The sequence below is a fragment of the Bifidobacterium ramosum genome (assembly GCF_009299505.1).
GTDB classification, from domain to species: domain Bacteria; phylum Actinomycetota; class Actinomycetes; order Actinomycetales; family Bifidobacteriaceae; genus Bifidobacterium; species Bifidobacterium ramosum.
Genome location: NZ_WBSM01000008.1, coordinates 94,300 through 112,849, shown reverse-complemented (window position 1 = coordinate 112,849; position 18,550 = coordinate 94,300). Strand labels below are relative to the sequence as shown.

The following is an 18,550-nucleotide window of genomic DNA, read 5'->3' as shown; positions in this document are numbered from 1 at the left end:
AACAACGGAAAAGGGCCGGGATTCGTTCCCGGCCCTTGCCATATGCTGTATGTCTTGTCTGCCCCGGCGGATGTTGCCGCCGCGCGGTCACAGGTTCTGCAACGCCTGCGAGCGACGGGCTCGCATGGCGCGACGCTTGAGCGCGCGACGCTCGTCCTCGCTCAGACCGCCCCACACGCCATAGTCCTGATTGGTGTCGAGCGCGCACTTCAGGCACGCGTCGATGACCTTGCACGTGCGGCACACGGCCTTGGCCTCCTCGATCTGCTGGAACGCCGCACCGGTGTTACCGACCGGGAAGAACAGTTCGGGATCCTTGTCGCGGCATGCGGCCTTGGCCCTCCAGTCAAAAGCACTGCTCATATCGGTTCGCCTTCCTCAATCACATTGTTTGGTTGCCTATGCATCAAACCCAGTACACAGATAACCACGAAACCATCGACTTTTCAAGGGGTTTCGCTGACGGATTTGAAAACCGCGCATTGCACGGGCATGGCGGAGCCCCGGTCGAGCAGCACGGCGCGTCCCGGCGTGCGCGGGGCGTCGGGGCCCATGCGGGCCAGCACATCGGCGGGAATGCCGCTCATCAGGTCGGCGGATCGGTCGCCGGAGGGGAACACGATGCGCGTCGTGCCGTGTTCGGGCACGCGCACATGGCGCGCGTCGCGGACGGCGAAGATCACCGTGACACCGGGATTCGCCAGCGCGTCGTGGAATCGCGGCGCCTCGGGATCCGTGCCGAGCGGGTCGAACAGGGCGTCGGCGTCGTCGGCCAGCCATATCAGCCGAGGCGGTACGCACGGCGGTGTGTGCGGCTGACCGGGCGATGCCGTGGATGATGTCGGTCTCGATGATGCCGGTTTGATCGGTGGCGTGACGTCCGGTGAAGACGCGACGCCATTGCCGCGTCGGTGCACGGTGACGACGTTCGTGCCGTGCGACGTCGTACGGCTGCGACGCAGCTGATAGCCGTGCCGTTCTCGCAGACCGTCCGCGATCAGGTCGAGCAGCGTCGTCCTGCCGCGGCCATGCGGGCCGATGATCGCGATGTTGCCGTGCGTCAATGGCAGCGACGCGACGTCCAGCGTCACGCCATCGTCGCGCAGACCGAACGGCACGGTGTCGGCCGCGGTGTCGGCCGTCGTGCCCGGACCGGGGGAGTGCCCGTCGTATTTCACGATCATGCCATGCAGCCGTGCGCCGTCCACGATGGCCGGCAGCGGGGCGCTGAACAGCGACGGTGCGGCGCGCAACCCGCTGAACCGTGCGGCGCGCCGCACGTCGGCGATCACCGCATCGAGGTCCCCGGCCGCCGCGCACCGGAACGGCGTGAGCGCATCCCCGTCGCAGCAGTAGGCCGCGCCGGGCGTTGACGGGCGGATGAACGCCGCCGCCGGCGATGCGAGCAGTTCCTGCGACTGTAGCGGGTCGCGCACGCGTAGACAGAGGTTCACCGCGATGTTCGCCTTCATGTCGGCGCTGATCTGGCCGAGTGGATTCTGCGTGCAGGCCACCAGATGCATGCCCAGCGACCGGCCGAGCGACGCGACGCGCACCAGACGGTCGACGTAATCCGGCAACTGGCCGTGCAGCGCATGGAATTCGTCGACCACGACGACCAGCCGCGCCGGCTCGTCCGGCACCTGTCCGATGGCGGACGCATGATGGTCGGCCACCAGCCGTTCACGGCGTTTGAGCTCACGTTCCAACGCCTCCAAGGCGCGCGTCGCATGCGCCAGATCGAGATCGCACACGTTGCCGACGACATGCGGCAGCTGGGCCAGTCGATTGAACGCCGAACCTCCCTTGAAATCCAGAAACACGAAATTGAGCCGGTGCGGCGGATTGCGGCACGCCAACGCCAGACACCACGTCTGCAACAGCACGGACTTGCCCGAACCGGTGGTGCCCGCCACCAGTGCATGCGGTCCCTGCCGCGCGAGATCAAGACGGAACACGCCGCTGTCGGCCATGCCCAGCGGCACGTCCAGACCCGGTTCGCCCAGCCAGACGCGCACGATATGCCGCCACGGCAACGGCTCACGTTCGGGGGAGGGCAGCCCCAACGACTCCCACGCCGGGCAATCGATGCGTGCGAAGACCGTGGCTGCTTCGTCGCCGGTGTCATGTGACCGCGCGGCGTTCGTGCCTGCCCGGCCATTGGCCGACGCGACGCCATGCGGCGGCTGCGACTGCAACGACGACAGCGCCGCCGAAGCGGCGCACCCCACCAGTCCGGGCACGACCATCATCGCGAACAGCCATCGTCCCTCGACCATCATGGCGATGAACATCATCAGCTGGGCGGCGATCGGCGCCGCCAGTGCGGTGGCGGTCAACACGGCGTGACGGTTGCGCGTCACGCGTCGCGGAGAGGTCATGTCGGCGGTGCCCATACCTCGAGTCTGGAAGAGGAGCGCACGTGGACGCAAGCCGAACCGGACCATGTGGTCGAATGGTCCGGGTTATCCACACTTTCGGCGTGTCACGGACACGGCGGTCCTGCCGCCGCCCGTCAGCTCTCGGCGAGCGTGCCGACCTCGCCGGCCGGCTGCGTGCCCGTCGACAGCTTCTCGAACAATGCGGTGTTCTTGTCGTTGTCGAGCAGCACGGACGAACCCACGCCGTCCACGTAATAATCGGGATCGGACCAGTACAGACTGCCGTTCACCCCGTTGGAGCCGGTCGCGTCGCGGAAGGCCAGCGCCATGGTCAGCAGCGTGTACGGGCTGGTGTCCTCGTCCGCGCCGACGGCCGCCAGCGACGCGCTCGCCAGCTTGCCGATCTTGCCCGGGTTCGTCAGCGTGGAGGCGCTCAGCGCCTTCTTCATCACCGCGCCGATGACCTGCCGCTGTCGTGCCGCGCGGCCGAAATCACCTTGCGCGTCGGAGTATCGCATGCGCGAGAACGCGAGCGCCGTCGTGCCGTCGGCCATATGGCATCCCTTGGTCCACTTGAGGCCGGAATAGCCGTCGTCCACATCCTGGTCGTAGCACAGTTCGACGCCGCCGATCGCGTCGACGACGTTCTTGAGGCCGCCGAACTGGATCTCGGCGACGTGGTCGATCTTCTGGCCGGTGATCTGTTCGACTTCGCCGACCAGCGCCTTGTTGCCATAGATCTGCGCGACCGCGTTGATCTTGAGATACTGGCCGTCGATCTCCACCAGCGAGTCGCGGGGGATGGAGATCAGCGAGCTCGCACCGGACTTCGGTTTGGTGAGCACCAGCAGCGTGTCGGTGCGGAATCCGGTGACGGTGCCGTCGTCCGCTCCGGCCACGCCTTCCGTACCGTCGCGTTTGTCCGATCCGACGAGCAGCCAACTGGTGGCGCCGGACTTGTCCTTGGCGTCGGTGAGCCAGTCGCTGCGGGTCAGATTGCCGGTCACCCAGTTCCAGCCGCCGAACACGCCCAGCGCCAGCAGCACGACGAGCAGGATGAGCGCGCCCAGCACGATGCGCAGCGGATGATGACGGCGACGACCCGCGCCCATGGTACGTGCGGCGGTCGCGGTGGCGGCCGCCGTGCCGCCGGCATTGGTTGTGTGATGATTCGTACGGTTCATGCCGTTCATGCCGCTCGTCGGCCGGCCTGTCGGCCGTGTCGTGCCTGCGGTGCGGCCGACGGCCTGCGGCATGACCGACTGCGGCCGGATGGATTGCGGTGGGATCGACTGCGGTATGGCATGTGCGGCGGATGGGCGGGCCTGCGACGAGGACGATGATGCGGCGTGCGGGGCGGCGTTGCCGGAACGGCGCGGCTGCCGGGGCACGGTCGGCGCGAAGCTCTGCGGCGTGGCGGCAGCGGGGCGCGCGACGGCGTCGCCGCCGTTGCCGGATGCCTGCCCCGCCGCACCGGCATGGGGGGTGAACGACGGAGGCGCCGCCGGTTCCTCACGACGCGGCGTCTGCGACGAACGCCGACGGGAACCTGCGGGCGTGAAGCTCGGGGGCGTCGCCGGAGTCATGCCGTCATGTCCTTCGCCCATTGCTGCTCTCCTCCAATACCGGGTCGGGTGCCGTGGCACCGCATGCGTCTGGTGGCCATAATTCGGCATCACCACTTTGGCACAGCGTCCGTATGGCGTCGCCGCGGCCGCGCATACCTGCGCAGGAATGGCACATACGATGGTGGGTATGCGACGCGCGGCCACGAGTGTCCCTCTTTAGCACACCATGCCCCGAAGCGATGGTAATGACACGGTGCAGACTTGACAAATCTCAAATCGCATGTGTGTAATTTAACCGCTATACAACTGGTTATTCGGTAGGAAGGGGACACGGATGTGGGGTGTCGTCGATGATTCCGCCGAAGAGCCGCTGAACATGCTATGGGGGCTGTTTGCCCCCGATGAGGACCTGTCGTGGCAGCACAAGGCGCTGTGCTCGCAGACCGATCCCGAGGCGTTCTTCCCCGAAAAAGGCGGCTCCACCAAGGACGCCAAGCGTGTGTGCGCCGCATGCGAGGTCCGTCAGCAATGCCTGCAGTGGGCCATCGACCATGACGAACGATTCGGCATCTGGGGCGGCATGAGCGAACGCGAACGGCGTCGGTATAAGAAGGAACATAAGGAGCGGGCGTGATGGCCGCGCGCCCCGCGCGTACACTGGAGAGCATGGATTCCACAGGCAGCAGCGAAATTCAACGAATACTGGCCGAGGCGTTGGCCGATCGACCGTATTCCCATAGGCAGGACGTCGATCCGACCGTGGCGGCGGTCATCACCGTCGAATCCGACCGTCGGTTTCTTCCCGACACCGTGGAGGCGGTGCTGCGGCAGACCGTCCTGCCCTGCACGATCGTCATCGTCGACTGCGCCGGCGACCTCACCCAGCCGATGACCACGGGATTCGAGGTGATCCCCTCGCCGTCCGGTCCGCTGGAGATCGTTCCCGAATCCAAAACCGTCGACATCCGGCTCATCCCGGTCACCGGCGCCGCCTCGTTCGCGGACGCTGTCGCCAGAGGCATGGTCCGTGCCCGGCTGCCGCACACCGTACGCGCCTGGTGGATGCTCCACGACGACTCCCGACCGGCCGACGCCGACTGTCTGGCACATCTGCTGGACGCATGGCGCAACAATCCCACCGCATCCCTGCTCGGCGCCAAACAACTCGACTGGGACGCCACACGGCTGCACGACGTCGGCCGGTACGCCGGCCATCACCGGCTCGAATCGCTGGTGGTCGACGGCGAGGAGGACCAGGAGCAATACGATTCACGGCAGGACGTGTTCGCCGTGTCCCTCGCCGGCGCGCTGCTGCCCACCGACACGGTGCGCGCGGTCGAAGGCGTCAACCGCTGGTTCACCACCTTCGGCGAATCCGCCGACTTCTGCCGCCGCATCTGCCTCGACGGCGGACGCGTGGTCGTCGTGCCCGCGGCGCGCATCGCCCACCGTCGCGCGCGCTTCGACGGCATCCGCACCCGCAACGGCCATCCGGTCGCGGACGACGAGCGGACCAATCCGGCATTGGCCGTCATGGTCGCCGAGCAACGTTACCTGTACACCGACTACGGCATGCCGCTGTGGATCTGGCTGTGGCTGTGGCGGTGGATCCGCTCCTTCGGCATGGCCGTGGCCCAGCTGTTCTCCAAACGCCCGTACGCCGCCGGCTGCGAACTGCTGCTGCCGTGGCTGGCCTTGGGATCGCTGCCGCGCGCCGTCCGCGCGCGCCGGCTCGTGGCACGCCACGCCAACGTGCCGATGAGCCGGCTGTCGATGCTCAGCGTCAACCGCCAGCAACTCGCCCAATGGAAGGATCGTGCGCAGGCCCTCGAAGACCAGCGCCACACCATCCTGCTCAGCCCCCTGGCCAAGGCGCACCTGCGCGCCCGCCGGCTCAAACGCTGGGGGCTCGCCTGCGCGATGGCCTTGGCCGCGTTCATCGTGGTCGCGGTCACCTATCGTGGCTCGCTCGCCGCCATCTTCGCCGGCGGATCCCTGTATTCCGACCAGCTGTTGCCCACGGCGGCGACCATGCGCCAGCTCGCCGACGCGGCCACGACCCCATGGGTGTTCGGTGTCGGCACCGGCATCCCCGCACCGCCCGCGCCGTGGCTGATGGTCTGGCTCGTCGTCTCCGTGTTCACCGCCGGTCACACCGCGGCCGCACTGTCGCTCATGTTCCTCGCCGCCGCGCCGTTGGCAGCGTTCTCGTTCTGGGCGCTCGCCGGCATCTTCACCCGTTCGGATGGCGTGCGCGTCTCCACAAGCCTGCTGTGGGTGGCGTTCGGCATGGCGATGGGCCTGTTCGACACGGCCGACCTGCCGATGCTCACCGTCATGGTGTTCCTGCCCGCCGCGTTCGCCTTCGCGTTCCGCGCCGTCGCCATGTACCGCACCGAGGATCAGCTCCATCCGCATCGCTCGGTCCAGTCCGCCGCGCTCGCCTCGCTGTGCTTCATCCCCGTGGTCGCGGCCGAACCGCAGCTGCTGCTGCCGCTGGTCGGCGTGTTCCTCGTCTTTCTCACGTTCGTGCGTCGCCACCGGGTCATGCTGCTGCTTATGCCCGTGCCCGCCGCGTTCGTCATTGCCCCCACGCTCGTCAACAGCGTCCGGTACGCGTCCGAAGGCGCCTGGCGGCAGCTGTTCGGCGACGTGACCATGCCGTCGGGCGTGCTTGACGGCCAGCCCGGCGCGACGAATCTGCTGGACGTGATCGACCGTGCGTTCGGCGGCCGACTGTCCGCGGTGACGGCCATGCGCTGGCCGGACGGTGTCGCGGCCGGACTGATCATCATCGTCCTCGCCGTCGTGTCGCTGCTCGCCGTCATCGCGTTGTTCCTGCCGTTCGTGCTGCGCGTGTCGCGCATGATGTGGATCACCGCCATCGCCGGCGGTTTGCTCGCGATGTGCTGCACGCGCATCGTCGTCGCCACCGACGCCAGCGGCGACGTGGCCGCCTCCGTCCTGCCCGGCGTCATGCTGATGATGCTGGGACTGTGCTCCTGCGTCTGCATGGTGGCCGGCGCCGCCGTGAAACGGTTCGTGCCGTTGCGCGTCGCCGCCGACGAGCCGGAGACGCGCGTGCGCAAATCGGCGTCCCGTCGCGCCGGGCTTGCCCGCGCCGGTCGCGTGCTGCTCGTCGTCATGATCTCCGCCTGCACCGTGGCCGTCGCCGGTATCGCGCTGCATGTCAACGACCATCGCAGCGTGGGCGCGTCCGACGCGGGTCTGCCGATGGTGGCCGTCGATTATCTGCAGCAGAGTCCCGACCATCGTGTGCTGGCTTTGCGCGCCGGTGCGAACAACAGCATCGAATACACCGTCATGCGCACCCGGCGTGGCGATCTGGTCGACAGTTCGCCGGCCCAACGTGTCCGTCTCGCCTTGGGCGAGAGCACCGACGTTGATGCGGTCATTGCGAAGGCCGCGGCGAGCCTGCTGGCCGGCACCGACGCACAGGCCATCCAGGACATCAGCAGACTCGGCTTCGGCGGATTGTACGTGGCCGCCGACCAATCCGACGCGGTATCGCAGCGGCTGATCAGCAACATCACCGCCTCCGACGGCACCCAGTCGGTCGTCGCCTCCGCAGCCGGCACCTACTATCGGCTGACCATCACCAGCGCCGACAGCCAGAACATCGACACGTCGTGGCAGCGGCGCACGCAGTCCAGTCCGTGGCGGTACGCATGGCTGTGGTGTGCCGGCGTGATCATCGCCCTGTACTGCCTGGTGGCGCTGCCGCACCGCACCTACCGTTACCTCGAGGAGGAATCATGACGGACCGGACTTCACGGCGGCATGCGGCCGCCCGCAAGGGGATCACCATCACGGCAGGCGCGCTCACCATGCTGGTGATCGTCGCCGTGTTCTGCGCGATGACGGCGATGCGTCCACTGCCCGGTCTCGTGGACGCCTCGCACGGCACGAATGCCGGCGACACGCAGACCGTCAGCCAGCTGCAGCTCGAATCCTATTGCCCGGCGCGCATGACGCTGGCCGACACCGGCTCGTACGGCGACAGCGCGTTCCAGGTCACCGCCGGCGACATCGCCTCCACGTCGCGCTACGCGGCGTTCGGCTCGGTCTATCGATCGGTCGCCGGCAGCCTGACCCAGGAGTCCGGCACCACGTTGAAGACGTCCGACGCCGCCGATGGCATCGCTGTGGCATCCGGCGACGTCGACGACGCCCCCGCCCTGCTGCGCACCCGTCTGCTCGATTCCGCGTCCGGCACCGGTGCCGCGGCCGCCGTGGCCTCCGTCGCCACCGACGGCGACCTGCGCGGCGTGTCCGCCGCCTCCTGCATCACGCCCGCGCTCAGCCACGGATTCCTGCTGTCGGGCACGCAGACCGGCACCACGCAGCAGCTCGTCGTGGCCAACCCGTCGAACAAGGCCACCACCGTGCGCGTGCGCGCGTGGGGCACGACCGGCACCACCGCGATCACGCTGTCCATCGGCGAGAACGTGACCGTCAAGGCGGGCGGCGAGACCGTCGTCGACCTGTCGGCCGCCGCCGCGGGACAGGACGGGCTGTACGTGTCGGTCGACAGCCGGCAGACGCCCGTCGCGGCCGTGGTACGTACGGTCGTCATGGACGGTCTGACACCGCTCGGTTCCGATTACGTCGTGTCGTCGGGGGAGGCGAATCGTACGGCCGTCATGCCCGGCATAGCCGGGGGAGACGCGGTGCGGGTCCTGCTGTTTTCCCGCACGGATACGAACGTCGTACTGTCATGGGTCGGCGATCATGGACGGCAGCGTGCGACGACGGCCGAACTTACGGCCGGCAAGGTCGCCGTGGTCGATCTCAAGAAGGCGCCCAAGACCGCGTTGGCGGTGCGTGCCGACGCCGACGGCGACGCCGCGATCTATGCCGCCGCGCAGGCCACGGTGTCCGCGAACGACGGCCAGTCGGACTTCGCGTCGATCAATGCCGCCACGGCGGCCGGCAAGGCATCGGCGATCGCCGTGCCCGACGGCACGCAGGCGCGACTTGTGTTGGCCAATACGGGCGATGGCGACCAGTCCGGCACCCTGACCGGCTATGACGACGCCGGCAACCCGGTCGGATCCAAACGGATCACCGTATCCGACGGTACGGCGGTCGACATCGACGCCGCCGACATCGCCGACGATGCGGTCGTCTGGCGTTGGGACGGCGACGGCACGGCGATCGCATGGGGCGCGCGGCTCACCGCGCCGGCCGTCGACAAGGCCAAGCAGGCCGGCCTCGCGTATCTGACGCCGAACGCGCTCGAGCCGCTCAAGACGCGGATCTGGGTCAGTCAGAACCCGTCGATCGTGCGTTGACGGGGTCGGGATCCGTGTGCTGCCGGTCGGCAGGTTCCGACTGATCCCGCGTTGAGCGGCGTGCCGACGATCACAGCCCCCAGTCGGGGTCGATCTCCTCGGGTCGGCGGCCGTACAGCTCCGCCAGCCGCGCGACCATCTCGTCGCGGATGATCAGCTGCATGTCCATGCGGTTCTGCGCCATGCCCTGAATCGGCATGCGATACAGCACCACGCGCGCCGGCACGCCATGCGCGGCGGGGAAGCTGCGCGAATTGAGATTCGGCTCGCCCTCCCACGGCGCCGGCTCGTACGGCGGCACGTCCTCGACCGCGAACTGCACCGGCTGCACCAGCTGCGGCCACGCGCCGTTCAACCGACGCAACTGCGCCGCGACCATGTCGTCAAACATGCCGCTGCGCGTCCGATACCGCGGCAGGCGCGTGCCGAACATCGGCGTACGCGTGCCACGTCCGTGCCGGTTGCGGTAGACGCGCGCGTTCCAAGGAGCTTCGATCATGGTTCCCACCATAGGCCAAGGCGACGGCAACCGGCCGCAGGGACACGGATCGGCTCGGCCGGCGCGGCGTGCGTTAGGATACTGCTATCGGCAGCGACCACAAGGAGGACATGCATGGATACGGTGACATGGTGGTCCGACGTCGACTGGGATGCGATGGCGCGGCGTGCGCGGCTCGCCGCGTTCGATCTCGACAATACGCTGGCCACCTCCAAGCAGCCGATGGTTCCGGCCATGGTGCAACGATTCACCCGGTTGACCCGGGCCATCGACGTGGCGGTCGTCACTGGCGGCCGGTACGAACTGGTCGTCAGCCAGATCCTCGACGTGCTGGGATCGGATACGGGCCGCGAACGGCTGCATCTGATGCCCACCAGCGGTTCCCGTTACTACCGGTGGGATGGCCGGAACTGGGCCTGCGTGTATGCGCACGACCTGAGCGACGACGCACGCCGGCGGATCGTCGCCTCGCTGGAACGCCGCGCGAAGCAGCTCGGCCTGTGGGAGGAGACGGCGTGGGGCGGGCACATCGAGGACCGTGGCAGTCAGATCACATTCTCCGCGCTCGGCCAGCAGGCGCCGGCCGATGCCAAGCAGGCGTGGGATCCGGACGACGTCAAGAAGCGCCGTCTCGTGGCGGCCGTGGCGGCCGACCTGCCCGAATACAAAGTGCGTGCGGGCGGATACACCAGCGTGGACGTCTCGCTGCCCGGCATGGACAAATCGTATGCGATCCGCGAACTGAGCGAACGGCTCGGCATCGGCCCGGGCGAGATCATGTTCGTCGGCGACCGCATGGCTCCCGGCGGCAACGACTATCCGGCCGCGCTCGCCGGCGCGATGGCGGTGGCCGTCTCCGGGCCGCAGGATACGCTGCGGCTGATCGACCGTCTGCTGGAACGGCTGCCGGCATGACGGCACCGCCGCGACGGACGACATGGCCGGTGAATCGCGCCGCATCGCGATCGGGCGTGCCACTGGGGATACGCCCGGATTCGTGGCGTGCCGCGGCGGTCGATGCATTCGCGATGCTGCGCGATCTGATCCTGCCGCGCGGCTGCGCCGGCTGCGACATGCCCGACGCCGTGTTATGCCCCTCCTGCACGGACGATTTCGACCATGATCTGGCCCGGCCGATGCCCGGCACCGTCACCGGCCTCGCCCACGCCTGCGCGGTGTACACGGGAGCGGCGCGACGGGCGATCCTCTCATGGAAGGATCACGGCGACGAGGAGTGCGACGAACCGTTCGCGCGTCGGTTGGCCAATACGGCGATGCGCAGCGGCATGATGAGCGACGATGAGACGAGCGGACGGGAATCACGGCCGCTCGTCTCATCGTCGTCGCGAAACCGGCCGTCGCAGCCGATCGTATTGGTGCCGGCGCCGTCGTCACGCGCGTCGATGACGCGTCGCGGACGCTGGCATATGCGCGCGGTCGCCGAACGCACCGCCGCGATACTGCGCGGCCACGGGATCGCCGTCGAAGTCCGCCCGTGGTGCCGTACGGTCAACGTCGCGGCCAAATCGGTCGAGACCATGTCGTCGGCGCAGCGCAACGCCCGCATCCGCGGCAACATCGTCGTCACCGATCCGGCCGCATGCCACAATCGCACGGCGATCGTCGTCGACGACATCATCACCACCGGCGCGACGATGCGCCAATGCGTCGGCGCGCTGACCGACCAAGGCGCACGGGTCGTGGGCGCGCTGGCATTGGCCTCGGTGCAACGCGACGACGCGGCATGACCGACGCCGGTGCCGAATGACGTACGGAAGACGCGTCAGGATTCGGCGATGTGGTATTTCGGCAGACACACCTCGAAATCGACGCCGCGCGGATCGTCGACCACGCGTACGGTGCCGCCGTGCAGCTGCGCCGCCCACCGGGCGATCGACAGCCCCAGACCGGTGCCTCCCGATTCGGTGCCGGGTCCGGTGCGTCCGCGCACGAACCGGCGGAAGATGTCGGAACGTTCCGCGAGGGGGATCTGCGAGCCGAAATTCACCACATTGGTGACGACCATGCCCTGATTGGTGCGCTCGTGCACTTCCACCAATACGGTGGTGCCGTCCGCGGAATGCTTGATCGCATTGGCGATGATGTTGGTGAACAGCTGGCGAAGGCGATCCTGGTCGCCCTCGATGCGGATGCCCTCGTCGGCCTGCAGCAGGATGTCGTGCGCGTGGCCGGCATCCGCGATCTCCAACGGCTTGATGGTCTCGTCGAGAAACTCGCGGAAGTCGAACTCCTCGACGTTCAGGCTCGCCGCGCCGGCCTCCATGCGCGACAGGTCGAGCAGGAACGCGATGAGGTCGCTCAACCGGTGCGTCTGGTCGAGGATGCTTTCGAGATTGGCGGGGGAGGGCTCGGTGACGCCATCCGCCATGTTCTCGACCATCGCCTGTAATGCGGAGACGGGGGTGCGCAGTTCGTGGCTGACGTTGGCGATCATGTCGAGACGCATCTGATCCGCGTGCTGCAGTTCCTCGGCCATCTCGTTGAAAGCGCGCGCAAGGCGTCCGATCTCGTCGCTGCTGTCGGTGGCCAGATTCACGCGGACCGTGTAGTCGCCGTCCGCCATCGCGTTCGCCGCGTCGCGCATCTGGCGCAGCGGCGCGATCAGACCGCGCGAGAAGAAGTAGGTGATGCCCAATGCCACGACCAAGGTCAGCGGCATGGCGATCCAACCGTTCCACCCGAACTTGAGCAGCAGCCACGCCATGCCGAACGCGATGGCCGTGGCAGCCGCGATGATGACGCACAGCTCGACCTTGAGCGACGACAGCATGCCGATCGGGCGTACGATGCGGTCCTGTATGCCCTTGCGCGTATGGGAGGTCCGATTACCGCCCCGAACGGCAGCAAGCTGCCGATCCGGCGTATGCCGTTTCGGCAGCTTGTCTGTTGGCCGTGCGCCGGGACGCCCCGACGTCGTGTTCTTCGATGGCTGCGGTGATGCCGATCGCTTCATGCGTCCGCTCACTCGGTGTCGGCCGGCGGTTCGAACGCGTAGCCCACGCCGTGCACGGTGCGGATCATCTCCGAGCCGAGCTTGTGACGCAGCGCCTTGACATGCGAATCGACGGTGCGGGTGCCCGACGCGTCGACCCAGTCCCATACCTCCTCGAGCAGCTTCTCGCGCGTCAGCACGGAACGCGGCTTGCGGGCGAGCGTGGCCAGCAGGTCGAATTCCGTGGGCGTCAGGTGCACCTGTTCGCCGTTCAGCGTGACGATGCGCTGCGCCGGATCGATCACCAAGGATCCGAAGTCGAGGATCTTCTCGTTCTCCGAGTTCTTGGCGATGACCTTCGCCCGCTCCACACGCCGCAGCAACGCCTTGCACCGGGCGATGAGCTCGCGCATGGAGAACGGCTTGGTCATGTAGTCGTCCGCGCCCGCGCCCAGTCCGATCACCTTGTCGCTCTCGTCGTCGCGCGCGGTGAGGATGAGCACCGGCACCGGACGCTCGGCCACGATCCGCTTGGTCGCCTCCAGCCCGTCCATCACCGGCAGCATGATGTCCATGATCACCAGATCCGGCTTGAGCTGCTTCGCGGCCTGCACGGCGCTCGCCCCGTCGGAGGCGACGCGGGCCGCCCAGCCCTCGGCCGTGATACGCTGCGCGACGGCGGTGGCGAGGGTGGGTTCATCCTCCACCACCAATACCGTGTACGGCGTCGCGGAGCGCGTGGGAGTGTTCAGCATAAAGGAACCGCCTTTCAGTCTGTCGGTTCCAAGAATACCGCTCCCAGCGCCGGAATGGTGAGCCTCGCCGACCAGTCGCGGGAGTGGTACTCCTCGGGTTCGGCCTCGAAGGTGCCGTTGTGGATGTCGGATCCGCCGTACTTGGCGTCGTCCGTGGTGAGCACCTCGCGCCACTTGCCGCCCTGCGGCAGCGCCACCTGGTAGTTCTCCCACGCTTCACCGGAGAAGTTGACGACCACGACCATCTGCTCGCCGTTCTTGCCGATGCGCACGAAGCTCAGCGTGTTATGGTCGGCGTCGTCGCTGGTGAGCCACTGGAAGCCGGCCGGATCGAAGTCCTGGCTCCACAGCGCGGGGGAGGCCTTGTACAGCGCGTTGAGGTCGGCCACGAGCTTCTGCACGCCGCGGTGGTCGGCCCAGTCGAGCGCCGCCCAGTCGACGGAGCCGTTGTGGTCCCACTCGCCCCACTGCGCGATCTCGTTGCCCATGAACGTCAGGTTCTTGCCCGGATGCGCCCACTGGTACGCGAAGAGCGAACGCACGCCGGCGTACTTCTGCCAGTCGTCGCCCGGCATCTTGCCGTACAGCGAGCCCTTGCCGTACACAACCTCGTCGTGGCTGATCGGCAGCACGTAATGCTCGGAGTACGCGTATACCATCGAGAACGTGATCTCGCCGTGGTGCCACTTGCGGTTGATCGGCGTCTCGTGCAGGTACTGCAGCGTGTCGTGCATCCAGCCCATGTTCCACTTGAGGCCGAAGCCGAGGCCGCCCTCGTCGGTCGGGGCGGTGATGCCCGGGTAGGCGGTGGACTCCTCGGCGATCATCATCACGCCGGGGTTGTTCTTGTACGCGGTGGCGTTGGCCTCCTTGAGGAAGTCGATCGCCTCGAGGTTCTCGCGGCCGCCGTAGATGTTCGGACGCCACTGGCCGGGCTGGCGGCTGTAGTCGAGGTAGAGCATCGAGGAGACGGCATCCACGCGCAGCGCGTCGACATGGTACTCGTCGAGCCAGAAGCTCGCGTTGGCCACGAGGAAGTTGCGCACCTCGCGGCGGCCGAAGTTGAACACGTAGGTGCCCCAGTCCGGGTGCTCGCCGCGCAGCGGGTCCGGATCCTCGTACAGCGGCGTGCCGTCGAAGCGGCCGAGCGCGAACGCGTCCTTCGGGAAGTGCGCCGGCACCCAGTCCATGATCACGCCGATGCCGGCCTGATGCAGCTTGTCGACGAGGTACTTGAAGTCGTCGGGGGAGCCGAGACGGGAGTCGACCGCATAGTAGCCGGTGACCTGATAGCCCCACGAGCCGGAGAACGGGTGCTCGGCCAGCGGCATGAACTCCACGTGCGTGAAGCCCTCCTGCTCGACGTACGGCACCAGCTTGTCGGCCAGCTCGCGGTAGTTGGCGACGTCCTTGCGCCAGCTGCCGGCGTGCACCTCGTAGATGCTGACCGGGCCGTCGTGCGGGTTCGTCTTGCGGCGCTTGTCCATCCACGCCTTGTCGTCCCATGTGTGGTCGGAGTCCACGACGATCGAGCCGGTCGCCGGCGGGATCTCGTGCGAGCGTTCCATCGGGTCGGCCTTCATGACCCAGTCGTAGTTGGCGTTGAGGATCTCGTACTTGTAGACCTCCCCGGCCTCGACGCCCGGGACGAACAGCTCCCACACGCCCGAGGAGCCGAGCTCGCGCATCGCGTGGCGGCGGCCGTCCCAGCCGTTGAAGTTGCCGACGACGCGCACGGCATGCGCGTTCGGGGCCCACACGGCGAACGCGGTGCCGACCAGCGGCTTGCCCGGCGTGCCGTCCGCGGCGCCCATCGGGTCGTCGAAGCGGCGCACGTGCGCGCCCAGCGCCTCCCAGAGGCGTTCGTGGCGGCCCTCGCCGAACAGATAGGTGTCCATGTCGCCGACGGTGGGCAGGTAGCGGTAGGGGTCGTCCTCGACGACGCTGTTGGCCAGGCCGTAGACCGCGCGCACGCGGTAGTCGGGCACCGCGTAGCCGTCGTCGGTCTTCTCGGCCGGCATGACGGTCACGAACACGCCGTTGTGCTCATGGAGGGCCTCGTATTCGCCGTGCTGGGTGAGGATGGTCACGGCCTTGGCCAGCGGGCGGAGGACGCGCACCGTCACCTCCCCGGCATGCTCGCCCTGCCCGAGATGCCCGCCGAGCACCTCGTGGGGGTTGTAGAAAGTGGCGTTGCTGACCGCGTCCAGGTCTCCCTGGCTCACCGGCACGGCAACGGTATCGTCGTTGATGTTCGTATGTGTAGCCATACTGGAAAGTGTAAAACCATACCGGCGATTTTTGCGCATTCTGGTGTGTCGTACCGGTTCGACGGCGCGTCGCGTGGGACAGGCTGCCGTCGTCCAAGCCATATGACACACTTGTTCGGGTTTGTTATAGGCTTTCACGGAGGATTCATGGCTTACAAGGTCGGCGATATGGTTGTCTATCCGCGTCACGGCGCGGCGAAGGTGGAAGCCATCACCGAGCGGACGGTGAAGGGTGTGACGAGGGAATATCTTCAGCTGTCCGTGCTGTCCTCCGACGGTCTGGTCATCAACGTGCCGGTGGACAACGCCAAGAAGGTCGGCGTGCGCGACATCGTCGATGCCAATGAGGTCGCCAAGGTCTTCGAGATCCTGCGCACCCCGATCGTCGAGAAGGAAATGAACTGGTCGCGTCGGTACAAGCTGAACGTCGAGAAGATCGCCACCGGCGACGTCAACAAGATCGCCGAGGTCGTGCGTGACCTCGCGCAGCGCGACGTGGACGACCACGGCCTGTCCGCCGGCGAGAAGCGCATGCTCACCAAGGCGCGCAGCATCCTGACCTCCGAGATCGCGCTGAGCGAGAAGCTTGACGACGAGGACGCGCAACGTCTGCTCGACGTCAATCTGGGCTACGCCGATCCGCAGCCGGGCGACGAGAAGCACCACACGTTTGCGCCGGAGGAGCCGGCCGCCGAGACGCTGGCGCGCATCGAGTCCGAAAAGAAGAAGTCCAAGAAGAAGTAATAGCCGACGCGGTATGTTTGGGGGTGCGGATTGATCCGCACCCCTTTACTGTATGCGGACGTGTGCGCCGGGCATGTTGCCGGCGGCCTCCGGTCGGATCGTCGCTGAGTCGGCATGGCATCCGCCGAAATGGCCGTGTGATCGGCACGTCCCAGGGCAATGGATGAGAGGAACGGATGATGTTCATCGGTCAGGGATTCGACGCGCATCGGTTCGCGCCGGCCGGTTCCGGGAAGGAACTGTGGCTGGCCGGACTGCGGTGGGACGGCGACGGCATCGAGGGTGATTCCGACGGCGACGTCGCCGCGCACGCGCTGATCGACGCGCTGCTGTCCGCCGCTCATCTGGGCGATATCGGCACGTTGTTCGGCGTGGGCCGTGACTCGGTCGGGGCCGGCCGGCACGGTGCCGATATGCTGCGCACGACCGTAGCACATCTCGCCGAACATGGGTTCGTGCCGTGCAGCGCCAGCGTTGCGCTGGTCGGCAACCGTCCCAAGATTGGCCCGCGCCGTGCCGAGGCCGAGGCCGTGCTGTCCGACGCCGTCGGATGCCGGGTGTCCCTGACCGCCACCACCACCGACGGCATGGGGTTCACCGGCCATGGCGAAGGTGTTGCGGCCATCGCCACCGCGTTGGTCGAGCGGTGCCATGGCTGAACACGGCCGTCACGGCCGTGCTTCGGCCGACGTGCCTTCTGGGCGCCATCACGGCTTCGATTGATGCCATCATCGTCAGCCACGATTGGCTTCCTCCCGCCGTCTTCGATCCCCGCGCGGGAAATTCGGGAAATCATCCCCATTGTCCCGAAATCCTCGCGCTGAGCCGGCGTCAGTGCAAGTTTTTCGGGAGAATAGCCCTATCGTCCCGAAATCCGTGCGCTGGCCGGTTCTCAGCGCAAGATTTTCGGGAGAACACCCCTGTCGTCCCGAAATTGTTGCACTGAGCCGTCGCCAGCGCAAGAAATTCGGGACGATAAGGATGATTCCCTGAATTCCTTGCGCCGAAGGTAACTTTCTGAGAACGACGTCAACGGAGTCTCGGCACTCCGGCTTCGGACAGCTTGTCATCCAGTCGCGTGGGATCCTTCACATCCTCGAAGAACAGGTGCACGATGGCGGTGACACCCTGCGCTTTGAGATCCCGCTCCCTGCGCCGCTCGTAGTCCAGTTTCGCCTGAAGGCTGGCCCGACCCGGGAGGCTGGCATCGGCGTATTTGGCCATGCCGTCATACTCGACCACGATGATGCGGCCGTCGGCAAGCCGCCAGCAGAAATCGACCCGGTACGGCATCTCCGGATTGCCGGGATTGTCGAATTCGACCTGCAGCAACGGTTCGGCGTATCCGAGCCCGATGATATGGGCGTAGACCCAGGACTCGCCGCCGTTTTCCCGCCGCGCATCGGCATGGCGCAGAAGCCGTTTCACCGCGGGTTCGTCGCAGTTGACTCGGACCATCAGCGTCTCGACGTCGCCGACGGTCACATGGCCGGAACGCAGTGCCGAATCATAGACCGCCAACGCATTGGCGAATGGCATGCCGGCGCAGTCGATGAGCGTTCGCGCCGGAGACGTGACCCGGATGCCGCGGCATTGCCAACGCGGAATGTCGTGCATGTAGATGCGGCGCAGCTGCCTGGCGTCCTTGCGGTTGGAGCCTTTGGCGGAGGCGATGTTTACCGATCCGTCGTGCAGCGCATAGGCGTGCTGATACCCGTAGACGCAGGCGGCGCTCAGCCCGGCGAACGTCCATCGCGGGTGCAGTATCATCAGCGCACGGATCATGTGCAGCGATCGCTCCTCTGCGTTAAGCGAGTCCCAATACTCCACACCCGCGAACAGGTTCGGATATGGCGAGACGACTTCCAACGCCCGCACCCGTCGCCGCAGGGCGTGGGAGAGCGCGCCACCGTCTCCGAGAGCGCAGCGTCGTTCCTGTTCGGCGGTCCGCAGCAATGCGGTGACTCCTTTATGCTCTTTCATGGTTCGACGCTAGGCAGATGTCGATCGCCGACGCAAGCCCAAACGACCAATGTGGATAAACGGTGCCGCCCCGGGCGTGTTG

General features: G+C 67.1%; 15 protein-coding genes. 7 read left to right on the top strand and 8 right to left on the bottom strand.

Translation table 11 applies throughout. From position 1 onward, the window contains the following. Nucleotides 1-87: 87 nt before the first annotated feature. The 3 genes from DSM100688_RS08180 to DSM100688_RS08170 form a co-directional block, all read right to left on the bottom strand. Nucleotides 88-363: a WhiB family transcriptional regulator gene (locus DSM100688_RS08180; RefSeq protein ID WP_152358605.1), complete on the bottom strand. Its 276-nt coding sequence runs from the start codon at nt 361-363 to the stop codon at nt 88-90. An 83-nt stretch (nt 364-446) separates the two neighbouring features. Beyond that, complete coding sequence (locus DSM100688_RS08175) at nt 447-2,396, bottom strand: FtsK/SpoIIIE domain-containing protein (protein ID WP_338070088.1); 1,950 nt, start codon at nt 2,394-2,396, stop codon at nt 447-449. A 119-nt stretch (nt 2,397-2,515) separates the two neighbouring features. Then, the gene (locus DSM100688_RS08170; RefSeq protein ID WP_152358604.1) at nt 2,516-3,988 is read right to left on the bottom strand and encodes an LCP family protein; all 1,473 of its coding nucleotides are present in this window, start codon (nt 3,986-3,988) and stop codon (nt 2,516-2,518) included. Nucleotides 3,989-4,283: 295 nt separating this feature from the next. Here DSM100688_RS08170 and DSM100688_RS08165 point away from each other — a divergent pair, with 295 nt between their 5' ends. From DSM100688_RS08165 to DSM100688_RS08155, 3 genes are read left to right on the top strand one after another with little or no spacing between them, the layout of a single operon-like run. Continuing rightward, nucleotides 4,284-4,583 carry a WhiB family transcriptional regulator gene (locus tag DSM100688_RS08165; RefSeq protein WP_152358603.1) on the top strand — a complete coding sequence of 100 codons (300 nt, stop codon included), beginning with the start codon at nt 4,284-4,286 and terminating at the stop codon, nt 4,581-4,583. Nucleotides 4,584-4,615: 32 nt separating this feature from the next. Beyond that, nucleotides 4,616-7,729, top strand: a complete 3,114-nt coding sequence (locus DSM100688_RS08160; protein WP_152358602.1) for a glycosyltransferase family 2 protein — start codon at nt 4,616-4,618, stop codon at nt 7,727-7,729. Further along, nucleotides 7,726-9,264: a DUF5719 family protein gene (locus DSM100688_RS08155; protein WP_152358601.1), complete on the top strand. Its 1,539-nt coding sequence runs from the start codon at nt 7,726-7,728 to the stop codon at nt 9,262-9,264. The genes DSM100688_RS08160 and DSM100688_RS08155 overlap by 4 nt, the downstream gene beginning before the upstream one ends. Before the next feature lie 70 nt (nt 9,265-9,334). Here the strand turns inward: DSM100688_RS08155 and DSM100688_RS08150 are convergent, their stop codons facing one another. Beyond that, nucleotides 9,335-9,763: a metallopeptidase family protein gene (locus DSM100688_RS08150; protein ID WP_152358600.1), complete on the bottom strand. Its 429-nt coding sequence runs from the start codon at nt 9,761-9,763 to the stop codon at nt 9,335-9,337. Between the two features lie 114 nt (nt 9,764-9,877). Here DSM100688_RS08150 and DSM100688_RS08145 point away from each other — a divergent pair, with 114 nt between their 5' ends. Beyond that, complete coding sequence (locus DSM100688_RS08145) at nt 9,878-10,678, top strand: HAD-IIB family hydrolase (protein ID WP_152358599.1); 801 nt, start codon at nt 9,878-9,880, stop codon at nt 10,676-10,678. Next, complete coding sequence (locus DSM100688_RS11800) at nt 10,675-11,511, top strand: ComF family protein (RefSeq protein ID WP_163146901.1); 837 nt, start codon at nt 10,675-10,677, stop codon at nt 11,509-11,511. The genes DSM100688_RS08145 and DSM100688_RS11800 overlap by 4 nt, the downstream gene beginning before the upstream one ends. A gap of 35 nt (nt 11,512-11,546) precedes the next feature. Here DSM100688_RS11800 and DSM100688_RS08135 read toward each other — a convergent pair whose 3' ends face one another. From DSM100688_RS08135 to glgB, 3 genes are all read right to left on the bottom strand, one after another. Further along, nucleotides 11,547-12,554: a sensor histidine kinase gene (locus DSM100688_RS08135; protein ID WP_152358649.1), complete on the bottom strand. Its 1,008-nt coding sequence runs from the start codon at nt 12,552-12,554 to the stop codon at nt 11,547-11,549. 191 nt (nt 12,555-12,745) lie between these two features. Next, nucleotides 12,746-13,471 carry a response regulator transcription factor gene (locus DSM100688_RS08130; RefSeq protein WP_152358597.1) on the bottom strand — a complete coding sequence of 242 codons (726 nt, stop codon included), beginning with the start codon at nt 13,469-13,471 and terminating at the stop codon, nt 12,746-12,748. Nucleotides 13,472-13,485: 14 nt separating this feature from the next. Then, complete coding sequence (glgB, locus tag DSM100688_RS08125; RefSeq protein WP_152358596.1) at nt 13,486-15,741, bottom strand: 1,4-alpha-glucan branching protein GlgB; 2,256 nt, start codon at nt 15,739-15,741, stop codon at nt 13,486-13,488. Between the two features lie 147 nt (nt 15,742-15,888). Between glgB and DSM100688_RS08120 the strand changes: the two genes are divergently transcribed. Both DSM100688_RS08120 and ispF read left to right on the top strand, forming a co-directional pair. Continuing rightward, the gene (locus DSM100688_RS08120; RefSeq protein WP_152358595.1) at nt 15,889-16,485 is read left to right on the top strand and encodes a CarD family transcriptional regulator; all 597 of its coding nucleotides are present in this window, start codon (nt 15,889-15,891) and stop codon (nt 16,483-16,485) included. Nucleotides 16,486-16,664: 179 nt separating this feature from the next. After that, nucleotides 16,665-17,144, top strand: coding sequence for a 2-C-methyl-D-erythritol 2,4-cyclodiphosphate synthase (gene ispF, locus DSM100688_RS08115; protein WP_152358648.1), 480 nt, complete (start codon nt 16,665-16,667; stop codon nt 17,142-17,144). A 370-nt stretch (nt 17,145-17,514) separates the two neighbouring features. Here the strand turns inward: ispF and DSM100688_RS08110 are convergent, their stop codons facing one another. Further along, nucleotides 17,515-18,468: a hypothetical protein gene (locus tag DSM100688_RS08110; protein WP_152358594.1), complete on the bottom strand. Its 954-nt coding sequence runs from the start codon at nt 18,466-18,468 to the stop codon at nt 17,515-17,517. Nucleotides 18,469-18,550 lie beyond the last annotated feature (82 nt).